Origin of the sequence: [Pseudomonas] carboxydohydrogena (assembly GCF_029030725.1) — a bacterium.
GTDB lineage: Bacteria > Pseudomonadota > Alphaproteobacteria > Rhizobiales > Xanthobacteraceae > Afipia > Afipia carboxydohydrogena.
In genome coordinates, this window is sequence record NZ_CP113162.1 from 1,997,085 (window position 1) to 2,021,640 (window position 24,556).

Below are 24,556 nucleotides of genomic sequence, written 5' to 3' on the forward strand. Positions count from 1 at the left end.
TCGCTTACAGCCTTCGCATCATGAACCGCGCATCGCCGCCATAGCTGCGCAGTTTGTCTGTCAGTGTCTGATCCTCGACAGATTCAAATCCCTGCCGCTGCCAGAACGCAGCCGATCCATTGACCGCAATCAGCGACAGTGACGGCAGGTGTTCGTTGCGAGCCTGTTCAACCAGCGCCCCCACCACCTGCACCGACGCGCCCGATCCCCGCACCTCCGGCATCAGCGCGAGGTCGTGGAGATAATAGGTCGTGGGCCGGGCCGGCAATTCGCCGAGCAGCACGTTCAGCGCCGGCGGCGCATGGTGAAGCCACGGGTGGCTGACAACATAAGCCGCAAGCTCCCCGTCGCGCTCCAGCACCCGGCAGCCCGGCGGGTACAGCCGCAGGCGCTCGGCGAACACCGCCGCATCCTCCGGATAGGCCGGATGGATCAGCGCAGCCAGCGCATGCACGGCAGGCAGATCGGCTGCGGTCATCGGACGCCATCGGGTGGACGCTGCGGTCATCTCGGGCCTGTCGTTTGTCCCCCGTTTGCGGGAAGGGGTCGGATCGCTATGGCGATCCGGATGAAGGGCAAATCAACACGGTTTATTCGCAGGCATCGATATGCCATAGCAAGCCCCTCACCCGGCGCCCTGCAAACGCAGCGCGCCACCCTCTCCCCGCAAGCGGGGCGAGGGAAAGAACGGGCGCTCCGCATGACCAAACCCCTCGCTTCCCGCATCGCCCTCGTCACCGGCGCCTCGCGCGGCATCGGCCACGCGGCGGCGCGCGCGCTGGCCCGCGCCGGAGCCCATGTCATCGCCGTGGCGCGGACGCAAGGCGGCCTGGAAGAACTCGACGATGAAATCCGCAGCGAAGGCGGCAGCACCACGCTGGTGCCGCTCGATGTCACCGATTACGACGGCGTGGCGCGTCTGGGCGCCGCATTGAACGAGCGCCACGGCAAGCTCGATATCCTGATCGGCAATGCCGGTGTCGCTGGCCCCTCCTCGCCGCTCGGCCATATCGACCTGAAACCATGGACGGATGCGATCGCGGTCAACCTCACCGCGAACTTCCAGTTGATCCGCTGCATGGAGCCGCTGCTGATCCATTCGGATGCGGGGCGCGCGGTGTTCATCACCTCCGGCACCGCCTCCAAGGCCAGCGCCTATCGCGGCCCCTATGCCGCCTCGAAAGCAGGGCTGGAAGCTCTCGCCCGCGTGTGGGCGCATGAGACGGCGACAAGTACGATCCGCGTCAACCTGTTCAATCCGGGACCGATCCGCACCCGCATGCGCGCCTCGGTGATGCCGGGCGAAGATCCCATGACGCTCGACACGCCCGAACAGGCCGCCGAATACATCCTGCCGATGTGCATGCCCGACTGGAACGAGACCGGGAAAGTCTACGACTATCGCACGCGCACGCTGATGAGCTTCCGGCATCCGGTGTGAGGGAAGCTAGGACTTCCGCTTCGCCTTGTGCGCGAACGGATTGGCCTTCTCGCGCAGCGTGATGCGCACCGGCGTGCCGGGTAGATCGAACGCCTCGCGCAGGGTGTTGGTGAGATAGCGCAGATAGGATTGCGGCACCGCGTCGGCGCGCGAGCAGAACACCACGAAGCTCGGCGGCCGTGCCTTGGTCTGTGTCACGTAATTCAGTTTGAGGCGGCGGCCCGACACGGCGGGCGGCGGATTGTTGCGCGTCGCCTGCTCGAACCAGCGGTTCAGCGCGCTGGTCGGGATGCGCTTGTTCCAGGTGGCATAGGCCTTCTCGATCGCGCCGATCAGCCGGTCGATGCCCTCGCCCATCAGGCCCGAGATCGCCACCACGGGCGCGCCGCGCACCTGCGGCAAAAGATGATCGGCGGTTTCGCGCAGCTTGCCGATCGCACTCGGCGCGCGCTCCACCAGATCCCATTTGTTGACGGCGAGCACGAGCGCGCGGCCTTCCCGCTCGACAAGATCGGCCAGACGCAGATCCTGCTCCTCGAAGCGGTTCTGCGCATCCATCACCAGCACCACGACTTCGGCGAACCGCACCGCGCGCAGCGCGTCCGACACCGACAGCTTCTCGAGTTTGTCGTCGATGCGCGAGCGGCGGCGAAGCCCCGCGGTGTCGAACACCCGCAGCCTGCGGCCCTTCCATTCCACATCCACCGCGATGGAATCGCGCGTGGTGCCCGCTTCCGGGCTCGTCAGCAGCCGTTCCTCGCCGAGCAGATGATTAATCAGCGTCGATTTGCCCGCATTGGGGCGGCCGAGCACCGCGACACGGATCGGCCGCGTGGGATCGTCCGCGTTGTCCTCATCTGCGTCGCCTTCATCCTCGTCCTCGATGGGCTCGGGCATCAATTCGCGCAGCGCGTCGTACAGATCGCCCATGCCCTCGCCATGCTCTGCGGAAATCCCGATCGGATCGCCGAGGCCGAGCGCATAGGATTCGGCGATACCAGCCTCGCCCTGCTTGCCCTCGCTCTTGTTGGCGAGCAGCAGCGCCGGCTTGTTGGCGCGGCGCGCGAAGTCGGCGAAGGCGCGGTCGTTCGGCGTAAGGCCCGCGCGCGCATCGATCACGAACATCAGCGCATCGGCGGCGGCGATGGCCGTCTCGGTCTGCTCCTGCATCCGCGCGGTGAGCGAGCCGCGCGGGCCTGAATCGAGACCGGCCGTATCAATGATGGTGAATTCGAGATCTCCGAGACGGCCCAGCCCTTCACGTCGATCACGCGTCACACCGGGCTGGTCGTCCACCAGCGCGAGTTTTTGTCCGACCAGCCGATTGAACAGCGTCGATTTGCCGACGTTGGGGCGGCCGATGATCGCAATGGTGAAGGACATGATCGATCCCGTCCGCCCTTTATGCGGTCATGTGCCGGAGTGCCGCGCGGCGCGGTCGAGATTTAATGCGAGAAGCTGCCGCTCGGCAACGGCGCCGGGAATGGCGACAATTGCTGCTGCTGAGGCTGAGGGGCAGCCGGTTGCTGCTGGGGCGGCGGCGGAGCGGCAGCCGGTGCTTCATCCGGCGGCGGAGCGGTGATGCTCCTGCGCTTGGCGGTACGCACCCGCTTCTTCGGTTTCTCCTCCGGCGGCGGTGCGGCGGCGGCAGGCGCCGCGTTTGCCTGACCCGCTACAGGGGGAGCTCCCGGCGCAGCAGGGTCTGTCGCCGCGAGATCGTTTTGCTGCGCGCCCTTGTAAAGCTCCTTCGGCACGCCCTGCTCGACGCCGGGCACGCCTTCCGGGAATACCGGATGACGTGTTCCGGGTAGCGGCTTCTTGGTATCGAGGAAGCTCAACATGTCGGTCGGATCGAAGCTGTTCGCCGCACCCCCGCAGCCCGACAGAACGCAAGCGACAGCCAGCAACATGACGCCGGTGAACGCGCGGGATACGGAGCGTCTGGGAAAGCGGACCGGCATGGGCTTAGCTCTTCGCGGCCGGAGGCAGCAGCGCCAGCAAGGCTTCCGCGCGCCTGCGCAGCGTTGCCGGGCTTTGCGGATCCTCACCGATCATATCGAGCCACTTGCGCGCGGCGTCGTTGTTCTTCGCCCGCCAGGCTGACAGCGCCAGCAACTCGCGCGCGGAATGGCGGAACGTGTGAGTGCCGGAGGCATCGTCCGATAACCGCTTTTCGATGTCGGCGTAAGGCGCGGTGTCGAGCATCAGGCCCGCCGCGCGCAAACGGGCGATCTCGCGGATCGGCGCTTCGGCCTTGCCGTCATTGGCGATGGTGTCAAACGCGGCAATGCCCTTCTGCGAATCCTGCTTGGCCGCTTCCGCTGCCGCATGCAGCCGCGCCAGCGTGCTGTAGCCCTGCGCATTGCCGCTCGCGATCTTGTCGAACGCCGCCTGCGCCTGCGCGGGATCGGTCAACGCCACCGCGGCCTCGAAAGCCTTGCCCGCGGCTTCGGCCTTCTGGTTTTCGAAATACTGGTAGGCGCGCCAGCCGCCGACGCCGGCCACGACCAGGACAATCAGCGCGATGATATGCAGCGAATAGCGGTCCCACAGCTTCTTGAGCTGTTCGCGCCGCAATTCCTCATCAACTTCGCTAAATAATTCAGACACTTAAGAAAACCCCACCGATTTTCGGCCAGCCGCCATGGCGCACCCAAAGCGCCGATCCCCTGGGCGACGCAAGCCGATACAGTAACGCTGTGGCAGCCACAAGGCAAAGCAAGGCGGATCAAAGCGTTAACCGCCGTTTTGCATAGGCCAAGCCGATAAGGGCCGGATCGTGGCTACTTCGGGGCTTTCGGCTTGAGGTTGTAGACGTGCTCCGGCCCCGGAAACGCGCGCGAGCGAACCTCGTCGGCGTAGTCCTGGATCGCCTTCTCGATGCCCGGGCCAAGGTCGCCATAGCGTTTGACGAACTTCGGCGCCCATGGCGACAGACCGAGCATGTCTTCCAGCACCAGCACCTGCCCGTCGCAGGCGACGCTCGCGCCGATGCCGATGGTCGGTGACGCAACGCTCTCGGTGATCTTGCGCCCCAGCGGTTCGGCGACGGCCTCGACCACGATCGAGAACGCGCCCGCCTCCGACACCGCCTTGGCGTCTTCCAGAATCATCGCGGAGTCCGCCTCGTCGCGGCCGCGCGCGCGGAATGAGCCGAGCGTGTTGATCGACTGCGGCGTGAGGCCGACATGACCCATCACCGGAATGCCGCGCTCGACGAGAAACGCGATGGTCTCCGCCATCCGCACGCCGCCCTCGACCTTGATGCCGCCGCAGCCGGTTTCCTTCAGCACACGCGCGGCGGAATGGAATGCCTGCTCTTTCGATGCCTCGTAGGAGCCGAACGGCATATCGACCACGACCATCGCCTGCTTCGAGCCGCGCATCACCGCGTGGCCTTGCAGGATCATCATCTCGAGCGTGACCGGCACGGTGGTCTCGAAGCCGTGCATCACGTTGCCGAGTGAATCGCCGACCAGAATGATGTCGCAATATTTGTCGACCAATGCAGCAGTGTGCGCGTGATACGAGGTCAGCATCACGATCGGCTCGCCGCCCTTGCGTGCGAAAATCTCGGGCGCGGTCTTGCGCCTGGCTGCGTTTTGAATGGACATCATCAGACTCCGACGACAGGAACGCCGATCACCAGCGGGTGGAAGGCAAAAGCGAGCGCGAGATAGGCGACGACACCGACACCGACCGCGATGAGATCGTTGCCGATGCCGCCGACCGGAATCGGCGGCGCACCGGCATCCGCGCGATGCTTCAGCGAGATACGATCATACACCGCCCATGCCAGCACCGAGCCGAACAGGATGATCGAGCCGAGATCGCCGTTGGCGAGAAGATGCGCCAGCGCCCACAGCTTCACGCCCGCCAGCATCGGATGTTTCAGCTTCGCGAAAATGCGGCCGCGAATGTAGGACGCCGCAACCAGAATGACGGCGGGCAGCATCAGCGCGAGCGTGAGATGCCGCATCGCCTTGGGCGGATACCAGATGTCGGTCCATTCCGTGGCGCGATAGAGGCTGAAGCCCTTGGCCGCGAGCGCAATGCCGATAACGGCGACGACGCTGTAAACCGCCTTGTAGCCACCCTCGCCCAGCCGCGCGACCAGCGAGGCCCGCAACTCACGGCGTGTCGTCAGCACATGAACGCCCAGAACAAGCGCCAGTCCCAAAATCAGAAGCGCAAAACCCATGAGAGCATCACCCATCGGATCAATGGGGCTCGGGTAGCATTTTTATGGTGCACCGCGCAATGTGCCTGACGGCTGCGCCTTCACATCCCCGGCATGCCAGTCTGCGCTGGCACGCGCGGCTCACTCGCCCTTGCCCGCCTTCTTTACGTCCTTGATGCTGGTGAAGGTGATGCCGGGCGAGCGTTCGCGGGTATAGCCAAGATAGAATTCGTTCTTGGCCAGATACACCAGATCGCCATCGACATCCTCGGCGATGCTGGAGCCGTTGGCATTGACGAAGGTGTCGAACACCTTGCGGTCTTCCGCCGTGAACCAGCGCGCCAACTGGAATTCGCTGATCTCGAAATCGACCGGTAGCGAATATTCCGCATCCAGCCGCGCCTTCAGCACGTCGAGCTGCAACTGGCCGACGACACCCACCATCGCGGGCGAGCCGTCGCGCGGGCGGAACACCTGCACGACGCCCTCTTCCGACATCTGCTGCAAGGCTTCCTTCAGCTTCTTCGCCTTCATCGCGTCACCGAGACGCACGCGGCGCAGGATTTCCGGCGCGAACGACGGCACGCCGACGAACTGGATGTCCTCGCCCTCGGTCAGCGTATCGCCAATTCTGAGCGTGCCGTGGTTCGGAATGCCGACCACGTCACCCGCGAAGGCTTCATCCGCAATGGCGCGATCCTGCGCGAAGAAGAACTGCGGCGCGGACAGCGTCATGTTCTTGCCGGTGCGCACCAGCTTCGATTTCATGCCGCGCGTCAGCTTGCCCGAGCATAGCCGCGCGAACGCGATGCGGTCGCGATGGTTCGGGTCCATGTTTGCCTGAATCTTGAACACGAACGCGCTCATCTTCGGCTCCGACGCCTCGACCTTGCGCGAACTTGAGTCCTGCGCGCGCGGCGGCGGCGCATAGCGCCCGAGCCCTTCGAGCAGATCGCCGACGCCGAAATTGCGCAGCGCCGAGCCGAAGAACACCGGCGTGAGATGGCCCTCGCGGAACGACTCCAGATCGAACGGCTTGCAGGCTTCCGACACCAGCGCGAGTTCTTCGCTGATCGCAGCCGCATCGAGATTGGGATTGCGCCCCGCAAGCTCCTTGATCTCGATCTGCTCGGCCTGTCCGGTTTTCGCGCCGCCGCCTTCCAGCAGGCGCACGCCGCCGGTCGCGATATCGTAGGTGCCGAGGAAGTCGCGGCCGCGCCCCACCGGCCACGTCATCGGCGTTGTGTCGAGCGCGAGCGTCTTCTCGATCTCGTCCATCAGATCGAACGGATCGCGGCTCTCGCGATCCATTTTATTGATGAAGGTGATGATCGGAATGTCGCGCAGGCGGCAGACCTCGAACAGCTTGCGGGTGCGGTCTTCGATACCCTTCGCGGCGTCGATCACCATCACGGCGGAGTCGACGGCGGTGAGTGTGCGATAGGTGTCCTCGGAGAAGTCTTCGTGGCCCGGCGTGTCGAGCAGGTTGAAGACGAGATTGTCGAACTCGAACGTCATCACCGAGGTGACGACCGAGATGCCGCGGTCGCGCTCGATCTTCATCCAGTCGGAGCGCGTCGAGCGGCGCTCGCCCTTGGCCTTGACCTGCCCGGCAAGATTGATCGCGCCGCCGAACAGCAGCAGCTTTTCGGTCAGCGTGGTCTTGCCCGCGTCGGGATGGGAGATGATCGCGAAGGTGCGCCTGCGCTCGACTTCATGGGCAAGCGGAGACGCGGAATCGGCGGCAATGGCGGTGTCGGTCATGATCGCGAGCATGTGGCAGGGAAACGCCTCAGGATCAAGGAAAACCGCCCGGCCCGGCCTTGTTCCCCGCTGCCGCACGGCCTAGATAAAGGGGAAGCGAGGACGACCCCGCTTCTCGGCTCCGGGATTTCTCCCAGCCGTCAAATCCCATCATTTTCGCGGGGACGACCCTGCCAGTTGAAGGAGCGCTTCATGGCGTGGGTCATTCTGTTTTTCGCAGGATTAATGGAAATCTGCTGGGCCATCGGGCTCAAATATACCGAAGGCTTTACCCGGCTCGTTCCCTCGGTGCTGACGCTTGCCGCGATGACGATCAGCGTCATCCTGCTCGCGATCGCGCTGAAAACGCTGCCGGTCGGAACCGGCTATGCGGTCTGGACCGGAATCGGCGCTGTCGGCACCGCCATCCTCGGCATCGTGCTGTTCGGCGATCCGGCAACCACCGGGCGGCTCGCCTGCATCGGGCTGATTATCGCCGGGATCGTCGGATTGAAACTCGCGACGTGACTCCTCGTCATTGCGAGGAGCGTTAGCGACGAAGCAATCCAGCTTTCATTACATCAATTTCTGGATTGCTTCGCTTCGCTCGCAATGACGGAGACTTACAGCGACCGCTTGAAGTAATGCGCGATCTCGCCGACGATGCCGCGGCGGAAGGTCAGCACGCAGATGATGAACACCGCGCCCTGCATCACCATCACCCATTGGCCGAACGACGCGAGATACTGCTGCATCGCGACGATGATGAACGCGCCGACGACCGGGCCGAAAGACGTGCCGAGGCCGCCGACCAGCGTCATCAGCACCACCTCGCCCGACATCGTCCAGTGCACATCGGTGAGCGAGGCGTTTTGCGTCACGAACATCTTCAGTGATCCCGCGAGGCCGGCCAGCGTACCCGACAGGATGAACGCCATCAGCTTGTATTGATCGACCTTGTAGCCGAGCGAGATCGCGCGCGGCTCATTCTCGCGGATCGATTTGAGCACCTCGCCGAACGGCGAGTTGACGATGCGGTGGATCAGCAGGAACGCCAGCAGGAAGACCGCCAGGATGAAATAGTAAAGCGTGTTGGTGTGCGACAGGTCGATGAAACCGAACAGCGTGCCCTGCGGGATGCCCTGAATGCCGTCCTCGCCGCCGGTGAACGGCGCGCGCAGATAGATGAAGAACATCAGTTGCGACAGCGCCAGCGTGATCATGGCGAAGTAGATGCCCTGCCGACGGATCGCGATCGCGCCGGTGATGACGCTCAATACGGCCGCCGCGAACACGCCGATCAGGATGCCGGCCACCGGCGGCACGCCCCACGACTTCAGCGAATAGGCCGTGAAATAGCCGGCGGTGCCGAGGAACATCGAATGGCCGAACGACAACAGGCCGCTATATCCGATCAGCAGGTTGAAGGCGCAGGCGAACAGCGAAAAGCACAGCGCCTGCATCACGAAATAAGGGTAGATGCCGGTCAGCGGCACGGCGGCCAGCAGCACCGCCATGACGATGAAGCCGACGATCTCGTCCGCCATCGAGCGGTTCTTGGTGGGCGTCGCGTTCTCGGTGATGCTCGCCATGTCAGTTCGCCCGTCCCGTCAGCCCTGTCGGCTTTACCAGCAACACCAGCACCATCAACACGAAGACCACGGTGTTGGATGCCTCGGGGTAAAAATATTTGGTCAGTCCCTCGATCACGCCGAGGGAAAAGCCGGTGATGACCGAACCCATGATCGAGCCCATGCCGCCGATCACCACCACCGCGAACACCACGATGATGAGGTCCGCTCCCATCAGAGGCCCGACCTGATTGATCGGCGCCGAGAGAACGCCCGCCAGCGCCGCGAGGCCGACGCCGAGCCCGTAGGTCAGCGTGATCATCAACGGCACGTTGATGCCGAAGGCGCGCACCAGCGTCGGGTTCTCGGTCGCGGCGCGCAGGTACGCGCCAAGCCGCGTGCGTTCGATCAGGTACCAGGTCGCAAGGCAGATAACGAGCGACATGATGACGACCCAGCCGCGATAGATCGGCAGATACATGAAGCCGAGATTGACGCCGCCGCGCAGTTCGGCCGGCATCGCATAGGGCATGCCGGAGGAGCCGAAATAGTTCTGGAAGATGCCCTGAATGACCAGCGCGAGGCCGAAGGTCAAAAGCAGTCCGTACAGGGGATCGAGCCCTTGCAGCCAGCGCAGCAGCGTGCGCTCCAGCAGCATGCCGAACGCGCCCACGATCAGCGGCGCAAGCAGCAGCGCCCACCAGTAGTTCAGGCCAAAATAATACAGCAGGAAATACGCGGTGAACGCGCCCATCATATAGAGCGCGCCGTGGGCGAAATTGATGATTTCGAGCATGCCGAAGATGACGGCAAGACCGAGACTTAGCAGCGCGTAGAACGAGCCGTTGATCAGTCCGACAAGAAGCTGTCCGTAAAGCGCCTGCATCGTCACACGCCGAGATATTGGTGAAGTTTCTGCATATTGGCTTCCAGCTCGCTGCTGGCGAAGGTGTCGATCACCTGCCCGTGCTCGACGACGTAGAAGCGATCCGCGAGATCCGCCGCGAACCGGAAATTCTGCTCGACCAGCAAGATCGTGAAGCCTTCCGCCTTCAGCCGCGAGATGGTGCGGCCGATCTGCTGGATGATGACCGGGGCAAGGCCCTCGGTCGGCTCGTCCAGCATCAGAAAGCGCGCGCCGGTGCGCAGGATGCGGGCGATGGCGAGCATCTGCTGCTCGCCGCCGGACAATTTGGTGCCCTGGCTGGTGAGGCGCTCCTTGAGGTTGGGAAACAGGTCGAAGATCCGCTCGACCGGCATGCCGCCCGGACGGATCGTCGGCGGCAGCAAGAGGTTTTCCTTCACGTCGAGGCTCGAGAAAATGCCGCGCTCCTCCGGGCAGAAAGCGGCGCCGAGGCGCGCGATCCTGTCCGACGTCAGCCGGATCGTTTCCCTGCCCTCGAACATCACCGAGCCCCGGCGCTTGCCGATGATGCCCATGATCGATTTCAGCGTGGTCGATTTGCCAGCGCCGTTGCGGCCGAGCAGCGTCACCACCTCGCCGGGCCGGACCTGAAAATCCATGCCGTGAAGAATGTGCGACTCGCCATACCAGGCTTGCAGGCCCTTGACGTCGAGAACCGGCACCGCTGCTGCCTCAGCCATGCCCGGCTCCCAGATAAGCTTCCTTGACGCGCTCGTCCTGCGTCAGCGTCGCGTAATCGCCCTCGGCCAGTATCTGGCCGCGGGTCAGCACCGTGATCTTGTCCGACAAGTTCGACACCACGTTGAGGTTATGCTCCACCATCAGGATGGTATGGTTGGCGGCAATGCTCTTGATGAGCGTGGCGATCTTGTCAATGTCCTCATGGCCCATGCCGGCCATCGGCTCGTCGAGCAGCATCATCTCGGGCTCGAGCGCCAGCGTGGTCGCGATCTCCAGCGCGCGCTTGCGTCCATAGGGCATTTCAGCCGCGCGGATGTCCTCGAAAGCCGACAGCCCCACGTCATCCAGGAGCGCCCTCGCCCGCTCGTTGAAGCGGTTCAGGACCGATTTCGACCGCCAGAAATCGAACGACTCGCCGTGTTCGCGCTGGAGGGCGACGCGCACATTCTCCAGCGCCGTCAGGTTGGGAAACACCGCCGAAATCTGGAAGGAGCGCACAAGCCCGAGCCGCGCCACGTCGGCGGGCTTCATCGCGGTGATGTCCTGCCCGTTATAGATAATCTTCCCTTTAGAGGGATGGAGGAATTTGGTGAGAAGATTGAAACAGGTGGTCTTGCCCGCGCCATTGGGCCCTATCAGCGCATGAATGGTGTGGCGCCGAACCTGTAGATTGACGTCGCTGACCGCGGAAAAGCCCGCGAACTCCTTGGTCAGGCCCTGTGTTTCAAGAATATAGTCGGACAATCAAAATCCCCGCCTTCGCATTGCAATAAGCATCGGCATTGTTTGCCTTATCTGCCCAAGCGCCACCTGCCCTTGCCGAATATGCAGCGAATTTTCCGTACCGCGCAACGAGACCTTTGGACAGTGAGGTGCGATGCACAACTTCTCAAGTTTAAAAAAGTGGCGTTAGGAACTGCTCAACCCAATTTCCGCCTTGCGTTTGTGAATATCAGGAACATGATGGATGTTTATCGAAGTTGATTTCGGAGGCTGTCACCATGTCGGCCAAACGAGACATTCTTCCCGACGAGACCGCACCATTTTTAGGGGCGTCCATTGAAGTCGTTCGCGCCATCCAGCAGCGCGACCTTCTGAACAGGTGGCTCAGCCTCTACACGCCCCTTCAGCACGCCCCGCCATTCGAGGAATTCCGTCTCGAATGCAACGAGACGGACTGTGCGGCGGCGGTCTTCTATACCGTGAAGATCGAGAACGGCCGCCAGCGCATCATGATCGACAATGGCGGCACGCGCCTCGCCAAAGCCTATGGCGCGATCGGGATCGGCCGGGAACTCAGTGAATATCTCGGCCCAAGGCTCGCCCCCGTCATCATGCCTCTGTACGAGGAGTGCATCAGGCGCGGGCTGCCGGTCTACACCGTGTCGCGGCTGCATGACCGCGACAAACGCAAGGTCGATCTCGAACGGCTGCTGCTGCCCTTCAGCGACGGCCAGCGCATCACCCGCATCTTCGCCTCATTCGAGACGATCAGCCCCGACGGGCATTTTGAAATCGAGAAGCTCATGCGCGAGCGGCTTCCGATCGATGTCGTCCGCGCCGTGATCGACAAGAAGCTCTACTTCACGCCGCCGCCGCGAATCTCGCCGCGCGACAAGATCGAGTTCGAGTAGGCTCACACGGACCTGCGGCCCGCGTCAGCGGGCTGCTTTTTTGCGCGCGCTTTTGCCGCCGAGTTCTTTCTCGTAGTCATCCGGCTTGAAGCCGACCAGAAGGCGCTTGCCGTCATCAAGCACGGGTCGCTTGATCATCGAGGGCTGCGCCATCATCAGGGCGATGGCCTTGCGTTCGGTCAGCCCCTCCCTGTCGGCGTCCGGCAGTTTCCTGAACGTGGTGCCCGCGCGGTTGAGAACCGTTTCCCAGCCCGCTGCCTTGCACCACTTCTCAAGATCGCCCTTGGCGACGCCCTCTTTCTTATAATCGTGGAAATCATAGGCGACGCCGGCCTTGTCGAGCCAGGCGAACGCCTTCTTCATCGTGTCGCAGTTCTTGATGCCGTAGATGGTGACTGACACGCCGCCGCCCCTGAGATGAACCATTCTCCCGACCCTACGGCATCGCGCACACAGCGTAAATCGCCGGGCCGTTCAAAACCCCAGCGAGGCCTGCGCGGGCTCTTCCGGCGCGAGAACGACGCCTTCCAGCGCCAGCATGCGGACTTTCGACGCCGCACCGCCCGGCGCGGAAAACCCGCCGACCTTGCCGCCCGCCGCGAGCACACGATGGCACGGGATGATAAGCGGGATCGGATTCTTGGCCATCGCCTGCCCGACATCGCGCGCAAGCCGGGGATCGGCATCGATCTCTTTCGCCAGCGCGCCGTAGGTCGTCGTCTGTCCCCATGGCAGACGCCGGGCGAGAGCGTAAATCCGCCTGAACAGATCGTCCTGACCATCGAGGTCGAGATTCAAATCCGAGAAGTCGGCTGCATCGCCCTCGAAATAGCGCCGCACCGTCTCGATCACGCCGGCGATGTCGGGCGTCGGCTCGGCAGCCTTTCCGCCGGACATGCGCCGGAGCAGCAACCGTTCCGTGGCCGCGGCGTTACCCGTGGGCAATTGAAAGCGCGTGATGCCGTTACCGCTCCACGCGATGCCGCAAAATCCGGCGCGTGTTTCAAAAATGGCGTAGCTGTCACCCTTCATCGCTTGCCCTATCCGGCGCTTTCAGATCAGCGCCTTCTCCTTCCCAACCATCTCACGCAAACGCGTATTCTCGGCCTCAAGTTCGGCCAGATGCGCCCTGACCGGCTCCAGCGCCTCGGCCAGTTCGGCCTCAGTGAACCGGGGCGTGATGTGCTGCGAGCAGTTCCAGTCGAACGCCTCCAGATGCAGGATCATCACACGCTCCACCCTGGCCCGGTATCCGGGAATCGCAAAACGTTCGGCCAGCGAGGCATCATCCCGAACCTCCCGAACCTCGGCGCGCGCATAAATCTTCAACCGTCCCCGCCGGGGATAATCCATCAGGAACAGGCAGACGCGGTCGTTGGCCGCCAGATTCCCGGTCGTGATGTACTGCCGGTTGCCCCGGTAGTCGGCGAAGGCAAGGGTCTTCTCATCCAGCACGCGCAGGACCCCCTTTGGTCCACCACGATGCTGGATGTAAGGCCACCCGTTTTCCGACGACGTCGCGATGTAGAAGCTGTCGCGCTCGGCGATGAAGGCTATCTCGGCCCCGGTGAAACGATCCCGCGTTCGCGTGCTCGTGAGGTGTTCCCAGTACTCGGCGACACCGTTCGCGGCCTGCGCGGCCTTCACGCTGGGCGTTGAAGCAATCTCGAGAAATCGATGGATCATGGCATCCTCCCTCTCGGCTGCCCGTAAAATATGTCCTACCGGAGAAAGTAATATTCCTGTATTTTTGAGAAGCACTCTCTCGGAAAATGAGAACAAGATGGATCGGCTCGAGGCGATGTCGCTACTGGTCACGGCCGTCGAGGAAGGCAGCCTGTCGGCCGCCGGACGCAAGCTCGGCGTTCCGCTCCCCACCGTCAGCCGCAAGGTTTCGGAACTCGAATCGCACCTGAAAACCCAGCTTCTCGTCCGCTCGACACGCAAGCTCGGCCTGACCGAAGCCGGCACCGCCTACATCGCCGCCTGCAAACGAATCCTGGAATGGGTGGACGAGGCCGAAGAACAGGCGACGGGCGAATACAGCGCGCCGCGCGGCGGCCTCGCCATCACCGCGCCCGTCGCGTTCGGCAGGCTGCACGTCCTGCCTGTCGTCAACGGCTTCCTGCTGCGCTTTCCCGAGATCAACGTGCGCATGACCCTGTCCGACAGGAATGTCGATCTGATCGAGGATCAGATCGACATGGCCGTGCGCATCGGGGAACTGCCGGACAGCACGATGGTCGCCACCCGTGTCGGCGCGATCCGGCGGGTGGTCTGCGGCAGCCCCGCCTATTTCAAGGCGCATGGCACCCCGCAGACGCCGGAGGATCTCAACGCGCACATGTGCGTGGCCTTCGCGATCGCGTCCCCGGCATCGTCCTGGACCTTCGCGAAAAACGGGACAGGACCCGCGAAACCGGTCCGTCCGGTCTGCCGCCTTGCGGTCAACACGGCGGAGGCCGCCGTCGATGCCGCGATCGCGGGCATCGGCCTGACCCGCGTGCTGTCCTATCAGGCGGAGCAAGCCATCCGGCAGGGAAAGCTGAAAATCGTTTTGCAGGATGACGAGCCCGCGCCGATCCCGGTTCATCTCATGCACGCGGGCCAAAACATCCTGCCGCTGAAGATGCGTCATTTTCTGGAATTCGCGGCACCAAGGATCAGGAAGGCGCTTGGATCAACCCCCACAAAGAGGACACCATGAGCAAACGCGAGATCATCCGGGTCGAGCCGCTATCGACTTATCTGGAACGATGGAAGGCGCCGACATCCGCCGTCACGCGCCACGGCGACACGATCTATGTCTCCGGCTTTCCGCCTTTCGACCCGGCAACGGGCGAAGTCGTCGATGCCTCCATCGAGAGGCAGACGGAAATCGTGCTCGAACAGATGAAGCTGTGCCTTGAAACGGCTGGGTCGTCGCTCGACAAGGTTTTGAAGTGCAACGTGTACTGCACGTCGGTCGAGAAATTCGGCGCCGTCAATGCGATCTATGCGCGCTACTTTCCGAAAGACCCGCCGGCACGCATTTTCATCAACGTGCCGGCATGGCCCGGTCATTTCGACATCGAGATCGACTGCATCGCGGCGGTGTGAGGCCGCAGGCAGACGGACGGCTTACTTGCCGTCGTCGATGTAAACGATAATCGCAGCGTTCGCGATCAGGATTGAATCCTTGCCCTCATAAGGCACTTCCAGACCGCCCTGCACCGCCTTCACGGTGATCTTGCCATACGGCAATTCCTTCGCGACCGCCGCGGTGTCCACTCCGCTCGGGTCCGGAACGGCGACCGTGACATCGACGAACATATCGTCGCGCGTCTTTCCCACCAGCGGGAAGAAGCTCAGGCTCGAGTGACGCAGCGCATCCGACACCGCGCGGCGGGCCGCCTTGGTGCCATCCTTGCCATGAACGTCCACGCCCATGCCCATCTCGGTGATGCAACGTACTTTTGCCATTGCTCTTGTCCTTCTATTTCATTCCAGCCCGCGACAGCGGCGCTTGTTCTTGCCCAAATTTCTCAAACACCTGTCATGCGCCGTTTGATAGCCGCAAAACCCTTCCGCTGACGGTTGAACCCTGATCCCTGAGGCGTCAAGGTTTTTAATTCCAAAAAGAGAAGGGATACGCGCGATATCAAGTTTTCGCGAAGCAGCCAGCAGGCGGACGGTTGGCGCCGCCTCGCAAATTCCACCTTATTGCCCGAACAAAATTTTTCCGATCCCCGCGGAATAGTTCGCTCGCGCGGGCGTCCACTCCAATAACACCCCTTCGTGTTCAGGAGTTGGATCGCATGTCTCTCTTCCCACCACATACAGGCGTCATTCAGCTTGTCGCCGCCATTGGCTTCGCCATCGGCCCGATATGCAGTCACGCCCAGACCACCCAACCGCAAGCCCAGACAGATCAGGCAAGTCTCCCGGTCGAGGCGGAACAGCCTTTTCTCACCGAGAACAGCGCGGCGATGGACAAGATGATGGCCGGGATGGACGTCAAGCCGACCGGCGACGTCGATGCGGACTTCACCGCGATGATGATCCCGCATCATCAGGGCGCGATCGACATGGCCGTCGCGTATTTACGCTACGGGCACAATGAGCAACTCCGCCGCATCGCGCAGGAAATCATCGTCGATCAACAGCAGGAAATCGCGGCGATGCGCCTCGCGCTCGGCCAGCCTTTGCCCGCAGACGCCGCGGTGCCGACCCAGGCGACGGCGGCAACCGCACCTGCACCCTCCCACCACAACCACTCCTTCATGTCCCCCGGCATGATGATGAGCCCGCTCAACAAAACCAAATAGGAGCATCAAGATGAACCGCAGTCTGCTTTCCGTGAGTCTGCTCGCCAGCACCTTTCTGGCCTGCACGGCCGCCTTGGCCGGACAAGCCCCGGGGCCTGTCTCGGCGCCGGACATCCCCGTCAGTCATCGCGACAGGATCTATGCCGCGGAACAGTTTTCGAACACGGTGTCGGTCACCGATCCGGCCGACAACAAACTGCTCGGCGTTATTCGTCTTGGCGATCCTCAGCCCGGCAATTTCAGTCCCCTCTACAAGGGACAGGTGCTTGTCCACGGCATGGGCTTCTCACCCGATCACAAGACGCTCGCGATCGTCTCGATCGGCTCCAACTCCGTCACCTTTATCGACACGGCCACGAATACGGTGAAGCACACGACCTATGTCGGACGCTCGCCGCATGAGGCCTTCTTCACACCCGACGGCAAGGAAGTCTGGATCACGGTTCGCGGCGAGGATTATGTCGACGTGCTCGATGCCGCCACTTTCGAGGAAAAAACCCGCATCAAAACGCCGAACGGTCCCGGCATGCAGATATTTTCGCCGGACGGCAAGTACGGCTATGTCTGCTCGTCCTTCAATCCCGAAACGGATGTCATCAGCGTCGCCGATCACCAGATCGTGGCGCGCGTCAAACAGGCCAGCCCCTTCTGTCCGAATATCGCCGCGACGGCCGACGGCAAGCAGGTCTGGTTCACGCTGAAGGATATCGGCAAGACGCAGGTCTTCAACGCACAACCTCCCTTCGATCTGATCAAGACCATCGATACCGGCCCGATCACCAACCACGTCAATTTCGCGGTGAACAAGAACGGCTCTTTCGCCTATGTCACGATTGGCGGCCTGAATCAGGTGAAGGTCTTCCGGACGGACAATTTCGAGCAGGTCGCGACGATCCCGGTTGGCAACCTGCCCCACGGCATCTGGCCGTCAGGCGACGGCAGCCGAATCTACGTGGGTCTGGAAAACGCGGATGCACTGGCGGCGATCGACACGCAAACGAATAAAGTCGTCGCCAACATTCCCATCGGCCAGGCTCCGCAGGCAATTGCCTACGTTCCCAATGCAGTGCCTGAGGGTTCCGGGACGGACGACCTCCAGCCGCTCGGCCTTGCCGGACAAACGGCTCACCTGACCCTGGCCCCAGCAGGAAAACACGACGGCAAAACTCCGACCAGTGTGTCCCTGTTCGATCAGGGCTTGATCCAGATTCTCCAGGCCTCCGTCACCGGCCTTGAGGCCAAAAAACCCTACGTTCTGGCGCTCTCCACCGGGCCCGAGGGCAAAGGCATGTTGCAGCCATTGGCAAACTTCATGACCAACCCGGCGGGATCGGCCATCGTCAACGCCGCCGGTCCGATCCGCCAGATCGTTCAGAACGATGTGAAGAACGAAAGGCGCTATCTCGTGATCGCGGAAAGTAACGCGGGCAAGCCCGGCACCGTTGTCCAGATACAAGGTCACTAGCCGCCGAAAAGCGCTGCCCGGCCGAACCACCGGCCGGGCAGCGGGCTTTCTAGGGAATTTGCCATGAATGACATGGTGCACCTGATCGAACCGCTGATCCCGGCGCTGCGCCGCTATGCCCGCGCGCTGGTCCGCGACCGCTCGATCGCCGACGATCTCGTGCAGGACTGCCTGGAGCGCGCCGTCAGCCGCTGGCATCAGCGCCGGCTGGACGGAGATCCGAAAACCTGGATGTTCAGTATTCTCCATAACCTCGCGGTCAGCCGCTTCCGCCAACAAAAGCGCACGCCCCCCGAGATCGCTATCGAGCATGCGAGCGAGCGCGATATCTCCCGGGAAGCCCATCAGGAAGGAATAATAGAGGTTCAGGATATGTTACGTTGCGTTGGACTCCTTCCGGAGGAGCATCGCTCGGTGCTTCTTCTCACCGCCGTGGAAGATCTGACCTATGCGCAAACGGCCGATGTCCTTGGCCTGCCGGTCGGCACCGTGATGTCGCGCCTGTCCCGCGCGCGCGATAGCCTGATCGAACTGATGGACGGCGCCAGCGCGGAACAATCGCCGAAGCCTTATTTGCGGAGGGTGAAATAATGGCACGGCCCACTACCGAGGATGACCTCCACGCCTTCGTCGATCAGACGCTCGACGTTCGCCGGAAAGAGGAGATCGCAGCCTATCTCGATGCGCATCCGGATATCGCCGGGCGCGTGGCCGCCTATAGCCGCCAGCGAAAACTGCTCAAGGCAGGATACGCTCCCATCGCCGACGAACCGATTCCGCCACAGCTCAACCTGTCGCGGATCATCGAGCGCCAGCGGAGACCGTCCATCGCCACACGGTGGATGGCCGTCGCCGCCGCGATTGTCCTGCTCTGCATGGGCGGAGTGGGCGGATGGTTCTTGCGGAACATGACGCAACCGTCAGAAGGCATCGCGGCCCTCGTCGAGGAGGCAAGCGCGAGTTACGCGGTGTACGCGCCCGACCATCAGCGGCCCATCGAGATCAAGGCGTCCGACCGAGATGCCCTCGTCAACTGGACGACGGAGCGGCTGGGGCGTGTCGTTGCCATCCCGGACCTGTCGGCATCCGGTTTCCGGCTCATGGGCGGCCGTGTGGTCGCGACCGGTCACGGTCCCGCTGCGATGTTCATGTATGATGACGACCATGGCACGCGACTCGTCATTCTTGCCCGCCGCATGGCCGTGGACCAGAATATGCCGATGGCGCGCCAAACAAACGGCAGCCTCAACGGCTATGCTTGGGCTGACAAGGGTCTCGGCTTCAGTCTTGTCGCTCCCGCGTCGCCGCAGCGCCTCCATCCCCTCGCCGACGAGGCCCGCAGGCAGACTTCACCCGATATTTAACCCTGCGCTCGCCGCGGCGCTTATTCCCACTCGATGGTGCCGGGCGGCTTGCTCGTCACGTCATAGACCACGCGGTTGACGCCCTTCACTTCGTTGATGATACGCGTCGCGGTTTCGGCGAGGAATTTCATGTCGAACGGATAGAAGTCCGCCGTCATGCCATCGGTCGATGTCACCGCGCGCAGGCCGACCACGAATTCGTAGGTCCGCCCGTCGCCCATCACGCCGACGGTCTTGACCGGCAGCAGCACCGCGAATGCCTGCCAGATGGTATCGTACAATCCGGCGCGGCGGATTTCCTCGATGTAGATTGCGTCCGCCTGCCGCAGGATGTCGAGCTTCTCCGGCGTGATCTCGCCCGGACAGCGGATCGCAAGCCCCGGCCCCGGAAACGGATGCCGCCCGACGAACACATCCGGCAGGCCGAGTTCGCGGCCCAGTGCGCGCACTTCGTCCTTGAACAGTTCGCGCAACGGCTCGACCAGCTTCATCTTCATGCGCGCGGGCAGACCGCCGACATTGTGATGCGATTTGATGGTGACGGAAGGTCCGCCCGTGAACGACACGCTTTCGATCACGTCCGGGTACAGCGTGCCCTGCGCGAGGAAGTCAGCGCCGCCGATCTTCTTGGCCTCCTCATCGAACACGTCGATGAACAGCTTGCCGATGATCTTGCGCTTCGCTTCCGGATCGGTGACGCCAGACAACTCCCCGAGGAACGTCTTGGACGCGTCCACATGCACCAGCGGAATGTTGTAGTGATGCCGGAACAGGTCGACCACCGTCTCGGCTTCCGCCATGCGCAACAGGCCGTGGTCGACGAACACGCAGGTGAGCTGGTCGCCGATCGCTTCATGAATCAGCACCGCCGCCACCGCTGAATCGACGCCGCCGGACAGGCCGCAGATCACGCGGCCGTTGCCGACCTGCGCGCGGATTTTTTCAATGGCCTCCTCGCGGAAGGCGCGCATGGTCCAGTCGCCCTTGAGGCCCGCAACCTTGCGCACGAAATTCTTGATCAGCCTGGCGCCGTCCGGCGTGTGCACCACCTCTGGGTGAAACTGCATCGCATAGAATTTGCGCGCATCATCCGCGATGATGGAAATCGGCGAGCCCGCCGCCTTGGCGACGCCGCGAAAACCCTCCGGCAGTTTCGTCACGCGGTCGCCGTGGCTCATCCAGACGTCGTGCTTCTCGCCCTTCTTCCAGATGCCCTCGAACAGCGCGCAGTCGTCGGTGATCTCGATGGCGGCGCGGCCGAACTCGCGGTGATGCCCCGCCTCGACCGTGCCGCCGAGTTGCTGCGCCATGGTCTGCTCGCCGTAGCAGATGCCCAGCACCGGCACGCCCGACGTGAAGATCGACATCGGCGCGGATGGCGCGTCCTCGTCCAGCACCGAGGCCGGTCCGCCGGAGAGGATGACGGCCTTCGGCTTCATCGCCGCGAAGGCTTCCTCGGCTTTCTGGAACGGCACGATCTCGGAATAGACGCCATCCTCGCGGACGCGGCGGGCGATCAGTTGCGTGACCTGAGAGCCGAAATCGACGATCAGAATCTTCTCGTGCGCGGCCGCCACATCAGGCGTCGCGGCACCGGTCTGGCTGTGTGCTGTCATGGCTGGGAGATACGCGAGGGGGGGCGGAGTCGCAACCCCGGAACTCCCGTCAAACCGGGCTTATCGGCAGCTTTAGTGATCTGCCTTGCGCAGGATGGAGACGAAAAACCCGTCCGTCCCGGTGCGCAGCGGGGTCATCAGCAGCCCCTGCGGGGACTGGCGCACGGCTTTTCCAAAAGCGACGGCGCGCTCCCCAAGCACCCCGATGACCTCGGCAGGCGGGACCACGGCGAAGTCCCCGTGGCGGGCGGTAAAGGCGTCGATCTGGCCGCCGTTCTCCTGCGGCAAGACGGAACAGGTGATGTAGGCGATGCGCCCGCCCGGCTTCACCAATGAGGCCGCCCGCTCCAGCACCTCGGCCTGATCCTTGAGCCGAACCTCCAGCGCGCCAGGCCGCATCCGCCACTTGGCGTCCGGGTTGCGCCGCCACGTCCCGGTGCCGGTACAGGGGGCATCCACCACCACGAGGTCGGCGGTCCCATTGATGTCGGAGAGCGGGTTCTCGGCCCTCTTGGGCGCACGAATATCGGCGTTATGAATTCCCGCGCGCGACAGCCGCTCATGGATCGGCGCAAGCTGGCGCTTGTCGCGATCCGTCGCGATCAGGCGGCCCTTGCCGCCCATCATCGCCGCGAGCGCCAGCGTCTTGCCGCCCGCGCCCGCGCACAGGTCGATCACCTGTTCGCCCGGTTTTGCCTGTGTGAACAAGGCCGCAAGCTGCGATCCTTCATCCTGAACTTCAACGCCGCCCTTGATGAAAACCTCCTCGGCGTGAACGCCGGGATTGCGCGCATCCGCCCCGAGCACGATGCGCAACCCGAGCGGCGACCATGGCGTGGGTTGCGCTCCCAGATGCGACAGGGCGGCCAGCGCCTTCTCGGGTTTTGAGCGCAGCGTATTGACGCGCAGGTCGAGCGGCGCGCGGCTCGCCATCGCCGCCGCCTCCTTCACGCGATCGTCGCCGAAGGCTTCCGCCAGATGCGGGTCGAGCCATTCGGGATAGTCGCCCGCGATGGCGGGTGGTGCATCGTCGAGCGTGCGTGAATTCAGGGCGGCGCGCTCGGCATCCGACAGCGGCGCGGGCGCGAAACGCTCGCCGTTGCACAGTGCCGCGATGGCGTCGGTCTCAAAGCCGCGCTCCAGCCGCAACGCGCCGAGCAGCCGCCCGCGTGGGCTGTCCTCGTCCATCACATACGTAGCCGAGGAACGGCGGCGCAGCGCGTCGAACACCAGCCCCGCGATCGCGGCGCGGTCGCCCGAACCCGCGAAACGGTGCGCGGTGCCCCACGCCTTCAGCGCGGTCTGCGCCGGGGAGCGGTCGGTGTCGATGGCTTCGAGAACTTCAATGGCAGCGGACAGCCGTGCGGCGGGCGTCATGACTATCCTTCAGTCGTTATGTGAGTGTGGGAAACAGGATGCGTAGCGCGAAGTACACCCACATCGCCAGCAACACCAGCGCGCCGGCGATAAAGAGCGAGGAGCCTTGCGCGGCTTCACCCGATGAGCGGACGAACAGCCCCGCATGGAAGATTTGCAGCACCACGAACACCCATGCCAGCAGCACCATGACGAGATCGGCCTGCCGCAATGGCAATGCAAGCGCCACAACGACATAGAACAGCGTCTGAAGGTGGTAGTTGAACCAGCCCTGGGCGGGCCCTCCCGCCAGCGAGAGGCGGCGCCCGGTCCAGAACAACACCCCGAACGTCAGCGCGACGAGAACGAAAACCGGCAACAAAATGCCCTGATACATCATGACGGCGTCTCCAAATATCAAAGTATGGATCGCCCGCGCGCACCCCTCTCAGGGATGCATCGCGGGCTCGCCGTGATAACTACGCTCCGCCGGGATAGTTCGGGCTCTCGCGCGTGATTGTCACATCGTGGACGTGGCTTTCGCGCAACCCCGCGCCGGTGATGCGGACGAATTCCGCCTTGGCGTGGAAGTCCTGCAACGTCCTGGCGCCGACATAGCCCATCGCCGCGCGCAGGCCGCCCGCCAGCTGATGCAGCACGTTGGCGACTGGCCCCTTGTAGGGCACCTGCCCCTCGATGCCTTCCGGCACCAGCTTGAGGGTGTCCTTGATGTCCTGCTGGAAGTAGCGGTCGGCCGAGCCGCGCGACATCGCGCCGACCGAGCCCATGCCGCGATAGGCCTTGTAGGAGCGGCCCTGCCACAGGAACACTTCGCCGGGCGTCTCGTCGGTGCCCGCCAGCAGCGAGCCGACCATGGCGACATCCGCGCCCGCCGCCAGCGCCTTGGCGAGATCGCCCGAGAACTTGATGCCGCCGTCCGCGATCACGGGGATGCCCGCCTTCTTCGCCGCCTCGACCGAATCCATGATCGCGGTGAGCTGCGGCACGCCGACGCCCGCGACGATGCGCGTGGTGCAGATCGAGCCGGGGCCGATGCCGACCTTGATCGCGTCCGCGCCGGAATCGATCAGCGCCTGCGTGCCTTCCCGGGTCGCGACGTTGCCCGCCACCACCTGAACTGCATTGGACAGCCGCTTGATGCGGTTGACGGCATCGAGCACGCGCTGCGAATGGCCGTGCGCGGTATCGACCACCACGACATCGACGCCCGCGTCGATCAGCCGTTCGGTGCGCTCAAAACCCCCGTCGCCCACCGTGGTCGCGGCGGCGACGCGCAGGCGGCCCTGCTCGTCCTTGGAGGCCAGCGGATAGGCCACCGCCTTCTCCATGTCCTTCACCGTGATGAGGCCGACGCAGCGGTACTGGTCGTCCACCACCAGCAGCTTCTCGATCCGGTTCTGGTGCAGGAGCTTCTTGGCTTCGGTCTGGTTGACGCCGCCCTCGCGCACGGTGATGAGATTTTCGTGCGTCATCAGCTCGGACACCTTCTGGTCCGGGTTGGTGGCGAAACGCACGTCGCGGTTGGTAAGAATGCCGACGAGCTTGCCGGGCTGGCCGTTGCCGCCGCCGGTGACCACCGGGATGCCGGAGAAGCCGTGGTCCTTCATCATCGCCAGCGCGTCGGCGAGCCGCGCGTCGGGCGAAATGGTCAGCGGATTGACCACCATGCCGGATTCGAACTTCTTCACCTGCCGCACCTGCGCGGCCTGATCCTCGGGGCTGTTGAAATTGCGATGGATGACGCCGATGCCGCCCGACTGCGCCATCGCGATCGCCATGCGGGCCTCGGTGACGGTATCCATGGCGGAGGCCATGATCGGAATGTTGAGGGGAACGGCACGGGTCAGATGGGTCCGCAGATCGGCTTCGGAGGGCATCACCTCCGACAGGCCGGGCTTCAACAACACGTCGTCGAAGGTAAACGCTTCCCGGATTGTCTGATTGATGGACGCCATTGCCAACTCCCTCCAGCGGCCTCGCCGCGCTAACATCTCAGGATAAGCGGCGATCCGGCGGCGCTGCGGCACCACACGGGAATCGTCGCCCATCGATGGGATTGGCGGTGGTCGATAGCACGGCGACCCCGTATTTCAAAGCCTTTCTCGCGGTTTTGACAGGCTTTTGCGCGATGGCAGCCATACCAGCCTCATCCCCTTGCGCCGGAACGGCCGGTGTCACGGCGAGTTGACCCCGCGAGAGTGCCCTCGCCCGCGATACCGGCCAGTTTCGTCCCTTTTCACCCATGTTCACCC

28 protein-coding genes are annotated in these 24,556 nt (G+C 63.5%); 9 read left to right on the forward strand and 19 right to left on the reverse strand.

Annotated elements, in window-relative coordinates; translation table 11 throughout:
• Positions 1-4: 4 nt before the first annotated feature.
• Positions 5-508: a GNAT family N-acetyltransferase gene (locus tag AFIC_RS09645; RefSeq protein WP_275246020.1), complete on the reverse strand. Its 504-nt coding sequence runs from the start codon at positions 506-508 to the stop codon at positions 5-7.
• A gap of 192 nt (positions 509-700) precedes the next feature.
• Between AFIC_RS09645 and AFIC_RS09650 the strand changes: the two genes are divergently transcribed.
• The gene (locus tag AFIC_RS09650) at positions 701-1,441 is read left to right on the forward strand and encodes an SDR family NAD(P)-dependent oxidoreductase (RefSeq protein WP_275246021.1); all 741 of its coding nucleotides are present in this window, start codon (positions 701-703) and stop codon (positions 1,439-1,441) included.
• Between the two features lie 6 nt (positions 1,442-1,447).
• Here the strand turns inward: AFIC_RS09650 and der are convergent, their stop codons facing one another.
• From der to AFIC_RS09680, 6 genes are all read right to left on the reverse strand, one after another.
• Complete coding sequence (gene der, locus AFIC_RS09655) at positions 1,448-2,824, reverse strand: ribosome biogenesis GTPase Der (RefSeq protein WP_275246022.1); 1,377 nt, start codon at positions 2,822-2,824, stop codon at positions 1,448-1,450.
• 62 nt (positions 2,825-2,886) lie between these two features.
• Positions 2,887-3,402, reverse strand: coding sequence for a hypothetical protein (locus tag AFIC_RS09660; RefSeq protein ID WP_275246023.1), 516 nt, complete (start codon positions 3,400-3,402; stop codon positions 2,887-2,889).
• Positions 3,403-3,406: 4 nt separating this feature from the next.
• Positions 3,407-4,051: a tetratricopeptide repeat protein gene (locus tag AFIC_RS09665; protein ID WP_275246024.1), complete on the reverse strand. Its 645-nt coding sequence runs from the start codon at positions 4,049-4,051 to the stop codon at positions 3,407-3,409.
• 173 nt (positions 4,052-4,224) lie between these two features.
• Positions 4,225-5,055: a 3-methyl-2-oxobutanoate hydroxymethyltransferase gene (gene panB / locus AFIC_RS09670; RefSeq protein ID WP_275248689.1), complete on the reverse strand. Its 831-nt coding sequence runs from the start codon at positions 5,053-5,055 to the stop codon at positions 4,225-4,227.
• Between the two features lie 2 nt (positions 5,056-5,057).
• Positions 5,058-5,642 (reverse strand): NnrU family protein, encoded by a 585-nt coding sequence (locus AFIC_RS09675; protein ID WP_275246025.1) that lies wholly within the window; start codon positions 5,640-5,642, stop codon positions 5,058-5,060.
• Positions 5,643-5,762: 120 nt separating this feature from the next.
• Positions 5,763-7,385 carry a peptide chain release factor 3 gene (locus tag AFIC_RS09680; protein ID WP_275248690.1) on the reverse strand — a complete coding sequence of 541 codons (1,623 nt, stop codon included), beginning with the start codon at positions 7,383-7,385 and terminating at the stop codon, positions 5,763-5,765.
• A gap of 192 nt (positions 7,386-7,577) precedes the next feature.
• Here AFIC_RS09680 and sugE point away from each other — a divergent pair, with 192 nt between their 5' ends.
• Entirely contained in the window at positions 7,578-7,892 is a 315-nt protein-coding gene (gene sugE / locus AFIC_RS09685; protein ID WP_275246026.1) for a quaternary ammonium compound efflux SMR transporter SugE, read from the forward strand.
• 95 nt (positions 7,893-7,987) lie between these two features.
• On the opposite strand, the gene AFIC_RS09690 is transcribed toward sugE, so the two are convergent.
• The 4 genes from AFIC_RS09690 to AFIC_RS09705 are packed head-to-tail and all read right to left on the reverse strand — an operon-like array spanning position 7,988 to position 11,285.
• Positions 7,988-8,956 (reverse strand): branched-chain amino acid ABC transporter permease, encoded by a 969-nt coding sequence (locus AFIC_RS09690; RefSeq protein WP_275246027.1) that lies wholly within the window; start codon positions 8,954-8,956, stop codon positions 7,988-7,990.
• Position 8,957: 1 nt separating this feature from the next.
• Positions 8,958-9,821 (reverse strand): branched-chain amino acid ABC transporter permease, encoded by an 864-nt coding sequence (locus AFIC_RS09695; protein ID WP_275246028.1) that lies wholly within the window; start codon positions 9,819-9,821, stop codon positions 8,958-8,960.
• A 2-nt stretch (positions 9,822-9,823) separates the two neighbouring features.
• Positions 9,824-10,540, reverse strand: a complete 717-nt coding sequence (locus tag AFIC_RS09700) for an ABC transporter ATP-binding protein (RefSeq protein WP_275246029.1) — start codon at positions 10,538-10,540, stop codon at positions 9,824-9,826.
• Positions 10,533-11,285, reverse strand: coding sequence for an ABC transporter ATP-binding protein (locus tag AFIC_RS09705; protein WP_275246030.1), 753 nt, complete (start codon positions 11,283-11,285; stop codon positions 10,533-10,535). Before AFIC_RS09705 ends, AFIC_RS09700 begins: the two co-directional genes overlap by 8 nt.
• 257 nt (positions 11,286-11,542) lie before the next feature.
• Here AFIC_RS09705 and AFIC_RS09710 point away from each other — a divergent pair, with 257 nt between their 5' ends.
• Positions 11,543-12,175 (forward strand): PAS domain-containing protein, encoded by a 633-nt coding sequence (locus AFIC_RS09710; RefSeq protein WP_275246031.1) that lies wholly within the window; start codon positions 11,543-11,545, stop codon positions 12,173-12,175.
• A gap of 24 nt (positions 12,176-12,199) precedes the next feature.
• Here the strand turns inward: AFIC_RS09710 and AFIC_RS09715 are convergent, their stop codons facing one another.
• The 3 genes from AFIC_RS09715 to AFIC_RS09725 form a co-directional block, all read right to left on the reverse strand.
• Entirely contained in the window at positions 12,200-12,577 is a 378-nt protein-coding gene (locus AFIC_RS09715; RefSeq protein ID WP_275248691.1) for an ArsC family reductase, read from the reverse strand.
• Between the two features lie 72 nt (positions 12,578-12,649).
• Positions 12,650-13,207, reverse strand: coding sequence for a methylated-DNA--[protein]-cysteine S-methyltransferase (locus tag AFIC_RS09720; protein ID WP_275246032.1), 558 nt, complete (start codon positions 13,205-13,207; stop codon positions 12,650-12,652).
• A gap of 21 nt (positions 13,208-13,228) precedes the next feature.
• The gene (locus tag AFIC_RS09725) at positions 13,229-13,861 is read right to left on the reverse strand and encodes a pyridoxamine 5'-phosphate oxidase family protein (RefSeq protein WP_275246033.1); all 633 of its coding nucleotides are present in this window, start codon (positions 13,859-13,861) and stop codon (positions 13,229-13,231) included.
• Between the two features lie 97 nt (positions 13,862-13,958).
• Here AFIC_RS09725 and AFIC_RS09730 point away from each other — a divergent pair, with 97 nt between their 5' ends.
• On the forward strand, positions 13,959-14,882 hold the full coding sequence (locus tag AFIC_RS09730) for a LysR family transcriptional regulator (protein WP_275246034.1): 924 nt from the start codon (positions 13,959-13,961) through the stop codon (positions 14,880-14,882).
• Positions 14,879-15,274: a RidA family protein gene (locus AFIC_RS09735; RefSeq protein ID WP_275246035.1), complete on the forward strand. Its 396-nt coding sequence runs from the start codon at positions 14,879-14,881 to the stop codon at positions 15,272-15,274. Before AFIC_RS09730 ends, AFIC_RS09735 begins: the two co-directional genes overlap by 4 nt.
• A 21-nt stretch (positions 15,275-15,295) precedes the next feature.
• On the opposite strand, the gene AFIC_RS09740 is transcribed toward AFIC_RS09735, so the two are convergent.
• Complete coding sequence (locus tag AFIC_RS09740; RefSeq protein ID WP_275246036.1) at positions 15,296-15,637, reverse strand: Lin0512 family protein; 342 nt, start codon at positions 15,635-15,637, stop codon at positions 15,296-15,298.
• A 335-nt stretch (positions 15,638-15,972) separates the two neighbouring features.
• Here AFIC_RS09740 and AFIC_RS09745 point away from each other — a divergent pair, with 335 nt between their 5' ends.
• The 4 genes from AFIC_RS09745 to AFIC_RS09760 all read left to right on the forward strand — a co-directional run bounded on the left by AFIC_RS09745 (position 15,973) and on the right by AFIC_RS09760 (position 19,311).
• Positions 15,973-16,482: a DUF305 domain-containing protein gene (locus AFIC_RS09745; RefSeq protein WP_275246037.1), complete on the forward strand. Its 510-nt coding sequence runs from the start codon at positions 15,973-15,975 to the stop codon at positions 16,480-16,482.
• A 10-nt stretch (positions 16,483-16,492) separates the two neighbouring features.
• Entirely contained in the window at positions 16,493-17,947 is a 1,455-nt protein-coding gene (locus AFIC_RS09750; protein WP_275246038.1) for a YncE family protein, read from the forward strand.
• A gap of 63 nt (positions 17,948-18,010) precedes the next feature.
• On the forward strand, positions 18,011-18,538 hold the full coding sequence (locus tag AFIC_RS09755; protein ID WP_275246039.1) for an RNA polymerase sigma factor: 528 nt from the start codon (positions 18,011-18,013) through the stop codon (positions 18,536-18,538).
• Entirely contained in the window at positions 18,538-19,311 is a 774-nt protein-coding gene (locus AFIC_RS09760; RefSeq protein WP_420833321.1) for an anti-sigma factor family protein, read from the forward strand. Before AFIC_RS09755 ends, AFIC_RS09760 begins: the two co-directional genes overlap by 1 nt.
• A gap of 20 nt (positions 19,312-19,331) precedes the next feature.
• Here AFIC_RS09760 and guaA read toward each other — a convergent pair whose 3' ends face one another.
• The 4 genes from guaA to guaB all read right to left on the reverse strand — a co-directional run bounded on the left by guaA (position 19,332) and on the right by guaB (position 24,259).
• Positions 19,332-20,927 carry a glutamine-hydrolyzing GMP synthase gene (guaA, locus tag AFIC_RS09765; RefSeq protein WP_275246040.1) on the reverse strand — a complete coding sequence of 532 codons (1,596 nt, stop codon included), beginning with the start codon at positions 20,925-20,927 and terminating at the stop codon, positions 19,332-19,334.
• Positions 20,928-20,999: 72 nt separating this feature from the next.
• Positions 21,000-22,304 carry an RsmB/NOP family class I SAM-dependent RNA methyltransferase gene (locus tag AFIC_RS09770; RefSeq protein WP_275246041.1) on the reverse strand — a complete coding sequence of 435 codons (1,305 nt, stop codon included), beginning with the start codon at positions 22,302-22,304 and terminating at the stop codon, positions 21,000-21,002.
• A 16-nt stretch (positions 22,305-22,320) separates the two neighbouring features.
• Positions 22,321-22,683: a hypothetical protein gene (locus AFIC_RS09775; RefSeq protein ID WP_275246042.1), complete on the reverse strand. Its 363-nt coding sequence runs from the start codon at positions 22,681-22,683 to the stop codon at positions 22,321-22,323.
• 79 nt (positions 22,684-22,762) lie between these two features.
• The gene (gene guaB / locus AFIC_RS09780; RefSeq protein ID WP_275246043.1) at positions 22,763-24,259 is read right to left on the reverse strand and encodes an IMP dehydrogenase; all 1,497 of its coding nucleotides are present in this window, start codon (positions 24,257-24,259) and stop codon (positions 22,763-22,765) included.
• Between the last annotated feature and the right edge of the window lie 297 nt (positions 24,260-24,556).